This is a genomic window from Aeromonas sp. S19(2024), assembly GCF_041402625.1.
In the GTDB taxonomy this organism is placed as follows: Bacteria; Pseudomonadota; Gammaproteobacteria; order Enterobacterales; family Aeromonadaceae; genus Aeromonas; species Aeromonas caviae.
Genome location: NZ_JBGLQU010000001.1, coordinates 337,013 through 351,100 on the forward strand (window position 1 = coordinate 337,013; position 14,088 = coordinate 351,100).

Annotated in this window: 12 protein-coding genes; 9 read left to right on the forward strand and 3 right to left on the reverse strand. The window is 65.7% G+C overall.

The window, feature by feature from the left end; genetic code table 11:
- Position 1 precedes the first annotated feature (1 nt).
- Genes ACB037_RS01525 through ACB037_RS01535 form a run of 3 tightly spaced genes read left to right on the forward strand, consistent with a single transcriptional unit; the run spans position 2 to position 2,310 of the window.
- Positions 2–592 carry a TetR/AcrR family transcriptional regulator gene (locus ACB037_RS01525; RefSeq protein ID WP_010674082.1) on the forward strand — a complete coding sequence of 197 codons (591 nt, stop codon included), beginning with the start codon at positions 2–4 and terminating at the stop codon, positions 590–592.
- Positions 582–1,109, forward strand: a complete 528-nt coding sequence (locus ACB037_RS01530) for a hypothetical protein (RefSeq protein WP_371174807.1) — start codon at positions 582–584, stop codon at positions 1,107–1,109. Before ACB037_RS01525 ends, ACB037_RS01530 begins: the two co-directional genes overlap by 11 nt.
- A 16-nt stretch (positions 1,110–1,125) precedes the next feature.
- Entirely contained in the window at positions 1,126–2,310 is a 1,185-nt protein-coding gene (locus ACB037_RS01535; RefSeq protein WP_319884367.1) for an iron-containing alcohol dehydrogenase, read from the forward strand.
- A 15-nt stretch (positions 2,311–2,325) separates the two neighbouring features.
- Here the strand turns inward: ACB037_RS01535 and cysM are convergent, their stop codons facing one another.
- The gene (gene cysM / locus ACB037_RS01540) at positions 2,326–3,216 is read right to left on the reverse strand and encodes a cysteine synthase CysM (protein WP_039039854.1); all 891 of its coding nucleotides are present in this window, start codon (positions 3,214–3,216) and stop codon (positions 2,326–2,328) included.
- Between the two features lie 154 nt (positions 3,217–3,370).
- On the opposite strand from cysM, the gene ACB037_RS01545 reads away from it, so the two are divergent.
- From ACB037_RS01545 to ACB037_RS01570, 6 genes are all read left to right on the forward strand, one after another.
- On the forward strand, positions 3,371–3,628 hold the full coding sequence (locus tag ACB037_RS01545) for a GNAT family N-acetyltransferase (protein WP_041212700.1): 258 nt from the start codon (positions 3,371–3,373) through the stop codon (positions 3,626–3,628).
- A complete protein-coding gene (locus tag ACB037_RS01550) occupies positions 3,618–4,202 on the forward strand; it encodes a nucleotidyltransferase family protein (protein ID WP_201871996.1) in 585 nt (194 codons plus the stop codon). The genes ACB037_RS01545 and ACB037_RS01550 overlap by 11 nt, the downstream gene beginning before the upstream one ends.
- Before the next feature lie 70 nt (positions 4,203–4,272).
- Positions 4,273–6,096: a SulP family inorganic anion transporter gene (locus ACB037_RS01555; RefSeq protein WP_182976443.1), complete on the forward strand. Its 1,824-nt coding sequence runs from the start codon at positions 4,273–4,275 to the stop codon at positions 6,094–6,096.
- Between the two features lie 122 nt (positions 6,097–6,218).
- Positions 6,219–7,565, forward strand: a complete 1,347-nt coding sequence (locus ACB037_RS01560; RefSeq protein ID WP_010674075.1) for an MATE family efflux transporter — start codon at positions 6,219–6,221, stop codon at positions 7,563–7,565.
- 11 nt (positions 7,566–7,576) lie between these two features.
- The gene (locus tag ACB037_RS01565) at positions 7,577–8,167 is read left to right on the forward strand and encodes a hypothetical protein (RefSeq protein WP_039039859.1); all 591 of its coding nucleotides are present in this window, start codon (positions 7,577–7,579) and stop codon (positions 8,165–8,167) included.
- A 276-nt stretch (positions 8,168–8,443) separates the two neighbouring features.
- Positions 8,444–8,659, forward strand: a complete 216-nt coding sequence (locus ACB037_RS01570; protein ID WP_005313020.1) for a YdcH family protein — start codon at positions 8,444–8,446, stop codon at positions 8,657–8,659.
- A 161-nt stretch (positions 8,660–8,820) separates the two neighbouring features.
- Here the strand turns inward: ACB037_RS01570 and nifJ are convergent, their stop codons facing one another.
- Together nifJ and ACB037_RS01580 are read right to left on the reverse strand one after the other, a co-directional pair.
- Complete coding sequence (gene nifJ / locus ACB037_RS01575; protein WP_371174808.1) at positions 8,821–12,396, reverse strand: pyruvate:ferredoxin (flavodoxin) oxidoreductase; 3,576 nt, start codon at positions 12,394–12,396, stop codon at positions 8,821–8,823.
- A complete protein-coding gene (locus ACB037_RS01580) occupies positions 12,393–14,054 on the reverse strand; it encodes an NAD(P)-binding protein (RefSeq protein WP_371174809.1) in 1,662 nt (553 codons plus the stop codon). The genes nifJ and ACB037_RS01580 overlap by 4 nt, the downstream gene beginning before the upstream one ends.
- Positions 14,055–14,088: the final 34 nt, after the last annotated feature.

Below are 14,088 nucleotides of genomic sequence, written 5' to 3' on the forward strand. Positions count from 1 at the left end.
GATGCGAGAAACCATGACCGACAAACGCCGCCAGATCCTGGATGCCGCCCTGGCCCTGTGCGCGGAGGATGGCCTGCAGGGCGCCGCCACCGCCCGCATCGCCAAGGCGGCCGGGGTGGCCAATGGCACCCTGTTTCATCACTTTCCCAGCAAGGAGGTGCTGATCCAGAGCCTCTACCAGGACATCAAGCTGCGCCTTGGCGCCGCCATCACCGAGGCCGATGCCGCCCTGCCGCTCCAGGAGCAGGCCCGCCACTACTGGCACCAGGCCATGGGCTGGATGCAGGCCCACCCCCGTGAGCTCAGGTTCGTGCTGGGCTTTTTCCACTCCCCCCTGCTGGCCCGCCCCCTGCGCAGCCAGATCCTGGCGGAGACCCTGCATTTTCTGCCGAGCCTGCTCGCCCGGGGCCAGGCCAGCGGCGAGCTGATGTCGGCCCCGCCGGCCCTGATGCTGGAGGTGTGCCAGGGCCAGTTTCTGGCCTGCGCCTCCCTCTTTGTCGATCAGCCTGAACTGGGAGAAGACCCCCACTGGCAGGAGAGCGCCTTCACCCTCTTCTGGTCCGCCATCAGCGGAGGTTCCCATGCGCCCTAACGCCCTGCTTGCCACCGGCAGGCGCCTCTGGATTGGCAGCCTGCTCTGGATCATCGGCCGCACTCTGTGCCGCGCCGCCCGGGTCGACGAGGCGGTGCGCCGCGAGCTTGCCCCCCTGCCGGACGGCCTCACCATCAGGCTCGAGGTAAACGGCATGACCCGGGGGCTGAGTCTCTACAAGTTCGCGGGGCGCTGGCACTGCGGTGAGGAGGCTGGCAGGGCGCATTCGACCTGTGCCCATGACGGCCCCCACCCCCTGCGGGTGCGCTTCAAGCACCCCGCCGTCGCCTTTCGCGCCCTCAGTTTTCGCCTCGGCATCAACCAGGCCTTTTGCGAAAACCGGCTGCTGGTGGAGGGGGATCTCGACGCGGCCATGCACCTGGTGCGAGCGCTTGAGCAGTTGCAGAGCCTCATCCTGCCCGCCTTCATCGCGCGGCCCCTGCTTCGCCACTACCCGGACCCGCATCGCAAGCTCGCGCGGGCCTGCCACATCTATCTGGGTCTGCTGACCGGTTGAACACGAGGAGAACGGGATGAGCCGTTATTACGATTTTTTCTGCCCGGTCAAACTGATGGCGGGGGAGCAGGCACTGGAACAGTTGCCGGATGCCTTGAGGGGATTGGGGGCTGGCCGCCCGCTGCTGCTCACCGACAAGGGGGTCAGCGGCAGCGGGCTCGCCACCCTGCTGGCCCATGTGATGGCCGAAGGGGCCTTGCCGGTCGCCGCCATCTGGGACGAGATCCCGGCGGACTCCTCCACCGCCGTGGTGGAGCGGATCGCCCGCCACTACCGGGAGCTGGGCTGTGACAGCCTGCTGGCCCTTGGCGGCGGCTCCGTCATCGACACCGCCAAGGCGGTGAACATACTGGCGACTCTGGGGGGCGAGCGGCTGCTCGACTATGCCGGAGCGGATTGCCTGACCCGTCCCCTCAACCCCCTGGCGGTGGTCCCCACCACGGCGGGGACCGGCTCCGAAGTGACCCTGGTGGCGGTGATCAAGGACGAAGGGAGCGGGCGCAAGGTGCCTTTCACCTCCCCCTTCCTGCTGCCCCGGCTGGCGGTGCTGGATCCCCGCTTCACCCTGGGGCTACCGCTGCCCATCACCGCCGCCACCGCCATGGATGCCATGACCCACGCCATCGAGGCCTTCATCGGCAACGGCAAGAACCCGGTCAGTGACGCCCTGGCCCTGATGGCGGTGGAGAAGATTGCCACCGCCCTGCCCAGGGTGCTGGCCCACCCGACGGACAAGGGCCTGCGGCTGCAACTGGCAGAGGGCTCCACCCTGGCGGGCATGGCGTTTTCCAACTCCATGGTGGGGCTGGTGCACGCCCTCGGCCACAGTCTGGGGGCGCGCTGCCACCTGCCCCATGGCCTCTGCATGAACCTCTTCCTGCCCACCGTGCTCGACTACAACCGGCCCGGCATCGACCCCGAGCTCGCCCGCCTGCTGCTGCCCCTGGTGGGGCCGGAGCGCTTTGCCGCGACCCCGGCCGAGGGGAGACCCCAGGCCACCATCGAGGCGTTGCAGGCACTGCGCGATACCCTGTGGCAGACGGTCAAGCTGCCCCGCACCCTGCGGGAGGCGGGCCTCACCGACAAGGCGCTGCTGCCCGGGATCCGGGATCTCGCCATCAACGACGGCGCCCTGCTCTACAACCGCAAGGATGCGGACAGGGAACAGTTGCTGGCCCTGCTGGAGCGGGCCTGGGAGTAACGGGCCCCTTGCCCGTCAGACATCGGGGGTGAAGACCCCGGTGGAGAGATAGCGATCCCCCCGATCGCAGATGATCGCCACCACCACCCCCTGCCCGATCTCCGCCGCCACCCGCAAGGCCCCGGCCACCGCGCCACCCGAGCTGACACCGCAGCAGATCCCCTCCTCCCGCGCCAGGCGGCGCATCATGACGAGGGACTCTTCCAGTGTCACATCCAGCACCCCATCGACCCGCGCAGGCTCGAAGATGGCGGGCCGGTAGGCCTCGGGCCAGCGGCGAATGCCGGGGATCTGGCTCCCCTCGGCCGGTTGCAGGCCGATCACCGCCACCGCCGGGTTCTGCTCCTTGAGGTAGCGGGAGACCCCCATGATGGTGCCCGTGGTGCCCATGGCCGAGACGAAGTGAGTGACTGCCCCGCCGCTCTGGCGCCAGATCTCGGGGCCGGTGGAGCGGTAGTGGGCATCCGGGTTGGCGGGGTTGTTGAACTGATCGAGCACCAGCCCCTCCCCCCGCGCCTGCATGGCCAGGGCGAGGTCTCGCGCCGCTTCCATGCCCTCTTCCACCAGCACCAGCTCGGCGCCGTAGGCCTGCATGGCGTCGCGCCGCTCCTGGCTCATGTTGCTCGGCATGATGAGTCGCATCCGGTAACCCCGGGACGCCGCCACCATGGCCAGCGCGATGCCGGTATTGCCGGAGGTGGCCTCGATGAGCCGGGCTCCTGGCGCTAAGTGACCACTCGCCTCTGCCTGCCTGATGAGGTTCAGCGCCGCCCTGTCCTTGACGGAGCCGGCGGGGTTGTTGCCCTCCAGCTTCACCAGCAGGGTGACGCCGGGGTGCGGATTGATGCGGCGCAGCGCCAGCAGCGGGGTGTTGCCTATCAGCTCGTCCAGGGTGGCGAAGGCCATGACGGATCCATCCTCTCTCAATGTTCTATACCTTGCCTTGCGACCATTCGCAGGCCGGCCAGTGTAAGCGAGCCCGCCATGGGCGCAAAGAATGGCGTTGGCAAACCCTGTCCGCCATGTTCTGATCTTCCCATTCACCCAGAGAGGACTCCCGATGAGCGACATCCTTCACCAGGCCGATCAGCAGCAGTTTGTCTGCACCGTGGACGGCAAGCTCTCCCGCCTTGCCTATCGCCGGCTGGACGCCACCACGGTGGACGCCTACAGCACCCAGGTTCCCCCCGAGCTGCGCGGACAGGGGATTGCCGACAAGCTGGCCCGCCGCTTCTACGACTGGACCCTCTCTGAGGGGCTCACCATAGTGCCGAGCTGCAGCTACATCGACGTCTGGTTGCGCCGCAATGCAGGTTGAAGCCGGGGCGCTGCGGGAGGCGCACCTGCGGGCCTGCACCGAGGCCCTGCTGCGAGCTGATCACCCGCGCATGGATTGCCTCCGGGCTGCGCGGGAGCTGGCGCTGCCCGACTGGGCTCTGGGGGCGGGGTTTGTGCGCAACCTCATCTGGGATCACCTCCATGACAAGGCCGAGCCCACCCCGCTCAACGACATCGATCTTATCTATCTGGACAGCGCTGATCCGACTGGATTGAAGGAGGCCGATCACGAAGCCTGGCTCGCCGCCAGGATGCCGGGCCAGTTATGGGAGGTGCGCAACCAGGCCCGCATGCATCTGCGCCAGCAGGTGCCTCCTTTTGCCAGCTCGCTCTCGGCCCTCAGCCACTGGGTAGAGGTGCCCACCTGCATCGGGGTCCGCCTGCTGGCAGATGATGCGTTCGAGTGGCTGGCCCCCTACGGCTTTGCCCCCAACTGGTCCCTGGTGGTGAGCCCCAATCCGCGCTGTCGCCAGGAGAGCCGTATCTTTAGCGAACGGGTCAGGGCCAAGGGGTGGCAACGCATCTGGCCTGACCTTGTGGTGAACTGGCCATGAGCGGATTGCAAAGGGTCGACAACCTTGGGCACACTAAGAAAAAGATGTTTGTAACTCAATGGGTTAAATAATGCGCGACTTCTTCTCTCTCGAGCGCTGGCTGCCGGGGCTCGCCGCCTTGCTGCAATACCAGCGGGCCTGGCTGATGCCGGATCTTCGCGCTGGCCTCTCGGTCGCGGCCGTGGCCCTGCCCGTGGCCATCGCCTATTCGGAGCTCGCCGGGGTGGGCGCCATCGTCGGCCTCTACTCCTGCATCCTGCCCATGGTGGTGTACGCCCTCTTTGGCACCTCCCGTCAGCTCATCGTCGGTCCGGATGCCGCCACCTGCGCGGTGATCGCCGCCGTGGTAACGCCGCTCGCCGCCGGGGATCCCACCCGTCACTGGCAACTGGTGATGACCATGACCGCCATGACCGGCTTCTGGTGCCTCATCGCCAGCCGCTTCAAACTGGGGGTGCTGGCAGACTTTCTCTCCCGCCCCATCCTGATGGGGCTGCTCAACGGGGTGGCCATCACCATCATGGTGGGCCAGCTCTCCAAGATCTTCGGTTTCACCTTCAGCGAGCGCTACCTGATAGAGCGGATCCTGAACGGCACCAGCTACATTACCCAGACCCATCTGCCCACCCTGGCCATGAGCCTGACCGCCCTGCTCACCCTGCTGCTGGCCAAGCGCTACAGACCGGCCTGGCCCTCCTCCATGGTGGCCATGGTGGTGACGGCGGCCCTGGTGTGGCTGTTCAATCTCGGCCGTGTCGACATCGCCACCCTGGGGACCATCGGCTCGGGGCTGCCCGCCTTCCAGATGCCGGACTTTCCCCCCGGGCTTATCCGTGAGCTGGTGCTGCCCGCCCTCAACCTTGCCATGGTGAGCTTCGTCTCCATGATGCTCACCGCCCGCAGCTTTGCCGCCAAGAACGGCTACGAGATTGATGCGGACAAGGAGTTTAGGGCGCTGGGCATGGCGAACCTGGCGGCGGCGGCCTCTCAGGGCTTTGCCATCAGCGGGGCGGATTCGCGCACCGCGGTCAACGACGCCAACGGCGGCAAAAGCCAGCTGGTCTCCATCATCGCCGCCGCCGTCATCGCCCTGGTCACCTTCTACCTGACGGCGCCGCTGCAATACATTCCCACCGCCGCCCTCGGCGTGGTGCTGGTGATGGCCTCCCTGTCGCTCACGGATTTTCGCGGCCTCTGGGCCCTGCGCGAATCGGACCGCGCCGCCTTCTGGCTCGCCCTGGTGACCTTTGTCAGCGTGCTCACCATGGGGGTCATTCCGGGCATCACCCTCGCGGTCCTGCTGGGGCTGTTCCAGTTCCTGCGCAACGTGATGCGCCCCACCGACCAGCTGCTCGGCATGGACGACGAGGGCGTGGTGCGCACCCTGGGGGACAACGAGCAGGCCAAGGCGATTCCCGGCATCCTGGTCTACCGCTTCAACTCCCCGCTCACCTACTTCAACGCACCCTACTTCAAGCGGCGGGTGCTGGCGCTCCTGGTGCAGGATCCCCACAATCCCAGGTGCCTGGTGGTGGATGCGGTGGCCTGTTTCACCCATCAGGACATCAGCGTCATGAGCATGGTGGGAGAGCTGCACAAGGAGCTCAAGCGGCGCGGCATCCACATGGTGATGGCCGGTCGGCACGGCCAGATGAGCCAGTGGTTCAAACAGGCGGGGATCCGGGTCGGCGAGGATGGCATCATCCTCTGCCCCGACATGTATCAGGCCCTGCGCATGACCCGCTGCTACCGGGAGCCGGTGTTCCGGGACGACGAGGGGGTGGAGAGCACCACGGATGCCCTGCTCACCCGCTGGCCGCACGATGACGACCTGCCCGACTCGGCGCGCCTCACCCGCCCCAGCGAGCAGGAGGCCGGCGCCACGCCGGTCTGAGACACATCCCCTGGTCACAGGCCCCCTCCTCCTGCGACCAGGATTGCACCCCGCCCCCGCTTGGTGTTAAATGCCCCTCCAGTTGGCCCTGACGAGGGCCATCGCCAGCACCTGGATATCCCATGCAGACTCAATCCCACGCGGGCCCGGGCTCCCTCTTCGCCCTGACCTGGCCACTGTTCATCGATCTGGCCCTCCACTTTCTGACCGGGGCCCTCAACACCTTCATGGTGGGCCACGTCTCCTATCAGGGGGTGGCGGCCCTCGCGGTGGGCAACCAGGTCTTCGATCTCGCCATCACCCTGTTCAGCTTCGTCAGCATCGGCACCAGCGTGGTGATCACCCAGTATCTGGGGGCGGGAGACAAGGAAAAAGCCCGCGTCGTCATCCACACCGCCATCGGCTTCAACCTGCTGGTGGGACTGGTGGCCGCGGTCGGCGTCATGGCGGGGGCCGGCACCATGCTGGCGCTGATGAACCTGCCTGCCCACCTGATGAGCGACGGCAGCCTCTACCTGCAGATCATCGGGCTTTGCCTGCTGCCGGAGGCGGCGGCCCTCTGTCTGGCCGCCACCCTGCGTGCCCACGGACACACCCGCCAGGCCATGTACGTGACCCTCATCGTCAACCTCATCACCTTCGTCGGCAACCTGCTGCTGCTCTATGGCTGGTTCGGCCTGCCCCAGCTCGGGGTCGCCGGGGTCGCCATCAGCACGGTGGCGGGGCGCATCGTCGGGGTGGTGCTGCTGGTATGGCTGGTGGCGCGCAAGACCGGCATCCGGCTGCGTCTGCCCGAGATCGTCCGCCCAAGCCGCGCCATGCTGGACAAGGTGCTGCACATCGGGCTGCCGGCTGCGGGGGAGAACCTCTCCTGGATGCTGCAGTTCATGGTGGTGACCGCCTTCGTCGGCCTGCTCGGCGACAAGGCGCTGGCGACCCAGTCCTACTTCTTCCAGATCTGCCTGTTCATCCTGCTGTTCGGCCTCTCCATCGGCCTTGGCAACGAGATCATCATCGGCCACCTGGCGGGGGCCCGACGCTTCGATCAGGCCTATCGCCAACTGATGAAGAGCCTGAAACTCGGCCTCATCGTCACCGCCGCCATCGCCATCGCCGCCGCCCTCAACGGCCGCGCCATCATCAGCCTGTTCACCGACGACGCCGACATCATCACCCAGGTGGCGCAGCTCTTCCTCATCAGCCTCATCCTCGAACCCGGTCGCACCTTCAATCTGGTGGTGATCAACGCCCTGCGCGCCACCGGGGATGCCCGTTTCCCGCTCTACATGGCGCTCGTCTCCATGTGGGGCATTGCCGTTCCCCTGGCCTATTTCCTTGGTATCATGCAGGGCTATGGCCTGGTAGGCATCTGGCTGGCCCTCGCCTGCGACGAGTGGGTGCGCGGTCTGGCCATGTTCTGGCGCTGGCGCAGTCGTCGCTGGCAAAACAAAATTCTTGTCGAAACATAAGCGGAATCACCATGAAGAAAATCGGACTCTTGTTGACGGCCATCCTGCTCAGCCCGCTCGCCATGGCGCAAACCGCCCCGGCGACCCCCAAGGCGCAGGCTCCCCAGACCTGGTATGTGGCCCCCATCGTCATCGACGAGACCAGCGAAGCCCAGAAGGCCCTGACCAAGGAGTTCACGGCCCAGATGATCAAGACCATCAAGATCAACGAGTACCAGACCGGCAAGGCGGTGGGCAAGACCAAATCGCCCAAGTGGCTGATCCGCACCAAGCTGATGCCCGCAAGCCAAGAGCCTCTGGTTGGCAAGAAGCACCCGCAGGGCCTCACCTATGGCAAGGGCATCCCCACCCAGGAGATCGTCGGCGAGCTCATCATGAACGGCACCCTGGTGGCCCACATCGGTCAGGGCTGGCGCGAACCCATCGTGCCGGGCACACCGGTGGCGGAGAAGATCTCCATCGCCAACTACCAGTACGCCATCGGCAACGAGGCCAAGGCGCCGGATCTGGAAGAGCTGGCGGCGCAGATCGGTTTCGAGGCAGGCAAGGTGATTGCCAGAGACGGCAAGCCCCTGCCCGAGAAGAAAAAGAAAAAAGAGTAAACGGCTCACCCGTTTCCAGTCAGGGGCCTCGCGCCCCTTTCTGTTGCCCGCTCCGTTGCAGACCCCCTCTCCCGAATGTGAAGCGGATCCCGCTTCTTTCCTCTACTGCCCCTGGGTCAGTAGGCAATCATCATGTAATTCAAACAGTTAAAAATCGCCCTTCCCATGCAGCAATTCCGTGGCCCCGAATTGGATCGGGATCACGTTTCTTCCCGGCAGTAAGGGGTACTTTGGTCTTGCAGGCACAATCAAACGACAACAAGGAGGCTTCATTACATGTTTCCGGAGTACAGAGATCTCATCTCGAAACTGAAAAGCAGTGATGTCCATTTCCAGAAGAAGTTTGACTTGCACAACGACCTGGATGCGGAGATCAGAAAGCTGGAAAAACACCACGCCAGCGACTACAGCTCCGAGGTGAAGGATCTGAAAAAACAGAAACTTAAACTGAAAGAGGAGATATACGACATCCTCAAACAACATCCACACTAGACGCCTCGACGAATACCTGGATAAGCAACTTATCCTGCCAGCCCGGCCCGACGCCGGGCTTTTGGTTGACCGCCCCAAGGCGCGGCAACGGCCACTTCCCTTGGCACCGGAAAACGAAGCGGGCCAACGGCCCGCTTTGTCATACCTGTTTCACCCCATGATCACACCGGCGGATGGAAATGGCTGGCTTCGCGGGTGGCCATCTCCTCGTAGGTGGCCCACTTCTGCCACGCCACTTTTTGCGCCACCTGCATCAGCCGCTCGGCCTCCTGTGGATGGCTCTGGGCCAGCACCCGATAACGGGTCTCCTCCTGCCGGTATTCAGCGAGGGGAATGGAGGGGCGCAGGCTGTCGAGGCTGAAGGGGTTCTGCCCGGCGCTGCGCAGTACCGGGTTGTAGCGCATCAGCGGCCAGTGGCCCGAATCGACCGCACGCTTCTGTTGGGCCAATCCCTGCTCCATGTCGATGCCGTGGGCGATGCAGTGGCTGTAGGCGATGATGAGCGACGGGCCCGGATAGGCTTCGGCCTCACGCAAGGCCTGCAGCGCCTGCTGCGGGTTGGCCCCAAAGGCGATGCGGGCAACATAGACGTTGCCGTAGGAGATGGCCTGCAAGGCTACATCCTTCTTGGCCAGGGTCTTGCCCCCTGCCGCGAACTTGGCGACGGCGCCGAGCGGGGTCGATTTCGACATCTGGCCGCCGGTGTTGGAGTAGACCTCGGTATCCATCACCAGCACGTTCACATCGCGGCCGGAGGCGAGCACATGGTCGAGCCCCGATGAGCCGATGTCATAGGCCCAGCCATCGCCGCCGATGATCCAGACCGAGCGCCGCACCAGCTGATCAATCAAGGAGAGCAGCTCGCGGGCCTTGCCGGATTTCACCTCTTCCAGCCGCTCCCGCACTTGGGCGACCCGGGTGCGCTGGGCGCGGATCTCCGACTCCAGCCGCTGCGGGGCGCTAATCAGGGTATCGACCAGCTCGGCGCCCAGCTCCCCCTTCATCGCTTCAAGGGCCGCCACCGCCTGACCGTGATGCTGATCGGCGGTGAGACGGAAGCCAAAGCCAAACTCGGCGTTGTCCTCAAACAATGAGTTCGACCAGGCCGGCCCCTTCCCTTCCCCGTTCTTGGCCCACGGCGTGGTCGGCAGGTTGCCGCCGTAGATGGAGGAGCAGCCGGTGGCGTTGGCCACCAGCATGCGATCCCCAAACAGCTGGGTCAGCAGCTTGAGGTACGGGGTCTCGCCACAACCGGCGCAGGCACCGGAGAACTCGAACAGGGGTTCGAGGAACTGGGTGCCACGCACCGTGGAGAAGTCCACCCGCTCGCGAGCAGGCCAGGGCAGGCTCTCGAACCAGCGCAACGCCTGCTTCTGGCCAGCCCGATGCGGCGCCTTGTCCATCATGGCGATGGCGCGCTCGCCTTGATGGCGGGCATCCGCTCCGGCCCGCACCGGACAGGCCTGCACGCACTGGCCGCAGCCGGTGCAATCCTCCGGATAGAGCTGCAGGGTGTAGCGGCTGTCGGGGAAGCCCTTGGCGGTGACGGGCACCGACTGCGCTGCCTCGGGGGCGGTCGCCAGCCAGTCCTGATGGTAGAACTTGGCTCGCAGCGCCGCGTGGGGGCAGACAAAGACGCAGTTGCCGCACTGGATGCAGATGTCCGAATGCCAGATGGGGATCTCGCGGGCGATATCCCGCTTCTCGAAGCGGCTGGTGGCGGTGGGGTAAGTGCCATCCACCGGCAGCATGGAGACAGGGATCAGATCGCCGCGCCCCGCCAGCATCTCGCCAGTGACCCGCTGGACAAACTCGCAGCCACCCGGTGCCAGCGGCAGCGGATAGTCGCTGATCTGCTCCTCACCGGCCGGAATGGCCACCTGATGGAGATGGGCCAGGGTGTCATCCACCGCCGCGAAGTTGCGCTCGACCACTTCGGGCCCCTTGCGGGCATAGCTCTTCTCGATGCTCTCCTTGATCAGCGCAATCGCTTCATCCCGTGGCAAGACTCCGGCCAGCGCGAAGAAGCAGGTCTGCATAATGGTGTTGATGCGATTGCCCATGCCGTTTTGCTCGGCCACCCGATCCCCATCGATGCAGTAGAGGCGGATATCGAGGGCGCGGATGCGGGCGCGCAGCCGCTCGGGCAGCTCGGCCCAGACACGGTCAGGCTCATAAGGAGCATTGAGCAGCAGAGTCGCCCCTTCCGCGGCGTGCTCCAGCAGATCGACCGATTCGGCGAAGCCCCACTGGTGGCAACCGATAAAGCTCGCCTGCTCGATAAGCCAGGGGGCGTCGATGGGCTCGGGGCCAAAGCGCAGGTGGGAGACGGTGCGCGAGCCCGACTTCTTGGAGTCGTAGACGAAGTAGCCCTGGGCGTGGAACCCCTCCAGCTCGCCGATGATCTTGATGCTGTTCTTGTTGGCGCCCACAGTGCCGTCGGCGCCAAGGCCGAAGAAGAGCGCCCGCACCCGACTGGCGGGCTCCAGATCGCCGATGGGGTGCCAGGCCAGACTGAGGCCCGACACATCATCGACGATCCCCACGGTAAAGCGGGGGCGCGGCGCATCGGATGCCAGCTCCTCGAACACAGCAGCGCACATGGCGGGGGTGAACTCCTTGGAGGAGAGGCCGTAGCGACCACCGCTCAGCCACGGCAACCGCTTGATAAGGCCGCGTTGCAAGCCGTCGATCAGCGCGCTCTGCACATCCAGCAGCAGCGGCTCGCCGCCCGCCCCCGGCTCCTTGGTGCGATCCAGCACCGCCATGCGCCGCACGCTGGCGGGCAGGGCATCGAGCAGCGCCTGTACCGGGAAGGGGCGATAGAGGCGAATGACCAGCACCCCGGTCTTGCGATCCTGCTGGTTGAGCCAATCCACGGTGGTGCGGGCGGTGGCGGCCCCCGAGCCCATCAGCACGATGACGTCGGTGGCATCGGGCGCGCCGTGGTACTCCACCAGCCGGTAGTGACGGCCGGTCAGCTTGCCGAGGCTCTCCATGCACTGCTGCACCCGGGCCGGCACTGCTTCGTAGAAGGGGTTGACGCTCTCGCGGGACTGGAAATAGGTATCCGGGTTCTGGGCGGTGCCACGCATCACCGGATGATCCGGGTTAAGCGCCCGCGCACGGTGGGCGCGCACCCAGTCGTTGTCGATAAGGGCCCGGATCTCATCCCGATGCAGGGCGACTATCTTGTTCACCTCGTGGGAGGTGCGAAAGCCGTCGAAGAAGTGGATAAAGGGCACCCGGCATTGCAGGGTGACGCTGTGGGCGACCAAAGCCAGGTCCTGCGCCTCCTGCACCGAGCCGGAGGCGAGCATGGCAAAGCCGGTGCTGCGCGCCGCCATCACGTCCTGATGGTCGCCAAAAATCGAGAGCCCCTGCGCCGCCAAGGATCGGGCCGCCACATGGAACACCGCCGAGGTCAGCTCGCCTGCGATCTTGTACATGTTGGGCAGCATCAGCATCAGCCCCTGACTGGCGGTGAAGGTGGTGGCGAGCGCCCCCGCCTGCAGGGCGCCGTGCACCGTGCCAGCCGCTCCCCCTTCGCTCTGCATCTCCACCACCGTGGGGATGTTGCCCCACAGGTTGGTCTGCCCTTCTGCCGCCCAGGCGTCGGCCAGTTCGGCCATGGTCGAGCTCGGGGTGATGGGATAGATGGCACACACTTCGCTCAGCTGGTACGCCACCCGGGCCGCGGCTTCGTTGCCGTCAACCATGATCAGTTCATGTTTCATTGGGACTCCTCCGGTTGGCGAAGCTCGATGGCGTGGCAGGGGCACTGGTCGTGGCAGGCACCGCAGCCAGTGCAGCGCTCGGCATCCACCTGATACCCCAGACCCGGCCCCAGCTTGGCGATGGCCTGCTCGGGGCAGCTGCCGTAGCAGCCGTCGCACTCGAAGCAGTTGCCGCAGGAGTAGCAGCGCGCCGCCTCGTAGCGGGCGGCCACCTCATCCAGCCCGCCGATGATCTCGCCAAAGTCGTCCCGCGCCGAAGGCGGTTTGACCGGCTGGCTGCTGGCCGGCGCCTGGGTCTGGAACCAGAGCTGCAACTGCTCCGGCCCCACCAGCGGCTTCCCTGCCTGCAAATGGGAGAGCGGCTTGTGATAGAGGCGACCACGCAGCCAGGCATCCATGTGGCGCGCCGCCTTCTTGCCGTGGCCGGTGGCGATGGTGACGGTGCGCTCGGAGGGCACCATGTCGCCACCGGCAAACAGACCCGGCACGTCCGTCATCAGGTTCTCGCCAACCTGTACCACTCCCTCCTTGTTGACCCGCACGCCGGGGATGCTCTCCAGCACGCTCAAATCAACTTCCTGACCGAGCGCCAGAATAAGGGAGTCCGCTTCGAGGGTTTCAAACTTGCCGGTGGGCACCGGCTTGCCCTCGGCATCCAGCGCCATCACCTCCACCTCGATATTGGCGCTGTCGAGCTGGCGGATGGTGCGCAGCCAGTTGATCTTGATCCCCTCCTCCTCGGCCTCATCGGCTTCGAAGGCGTGGGCCGGCATATGATCGCGGTCGCGGCGGTAGATGATCATCGCCTCTTCCACACCGAGGCGACGGGCGGTACGGGCCGCGTCCATGGCGGTGTTGCCGCCGCCGTAGATGGCTACCCGCCGTCCCAATTTGGGCGGCGGCAAGCCTTTCTCTTCGGCCAGACTGGCCTGTTCGAGAAAACTCACCGCATCGAGGATCTTGCCCGCTTCCCGGGCCGGAATATCGACCCGCTTGGCCAGATGGGCGCCGATGGCCATAAAGACGGCGTCAAAGCCCCCCTCGTCGCGCTCGCGCAGCACATCCTCCACCTTGTGGTTGAGGGTCAGGGTCACCCCGGCCGCCACGATGCGGGCTACCTCCCGATCCAGCACGTCGCGGGGCAGACGATAAGCGGGAATACCAAAGCGCAGCATGCCGCCCGCCAGTGGCCCCGCTTCGCGGATCTCCACCTGATGGCCAAGCCGGTTGAGGTGCCAGGCGCAGGAGAGGCCGGAGGGACCGGCACCGATCACCAGCACCTTCTTGCCGCTGGCGGGCGCGGGTGGCGCAGGCTGCCAACCTTTGGCCAGCGCTTCGTCGCCGAGGAAGCGTTCGATGGCGTGAATGGAGACGGCGTCATCCACCTGACCGCGGTTGCAGGCCGTTTCGCAGGGGTGATAGCAGACCCGGCCATGAATGGCGGGCAAGGGGTTCTCTTCGATCAAGGTCTGCCAGGCCGCCTCAAAACGGCCGGCCTGCGCCAAAGAGAGCCAGGCCTGGATGTTTTCTCCGGCCGGGCAGGCGTGATTGCAGGGTGGCAGGGCCGGCCGCCAGACGGGTAGCCGGGTACGCACCGGGCCTGTTCCCGTTTTCAGGGAGAGATCCGGCAATGGGGTCATGTCCAGTTGTTTGCTCATACATTGCTTTCTTCTTTTTGTGTGACAGGCCCCA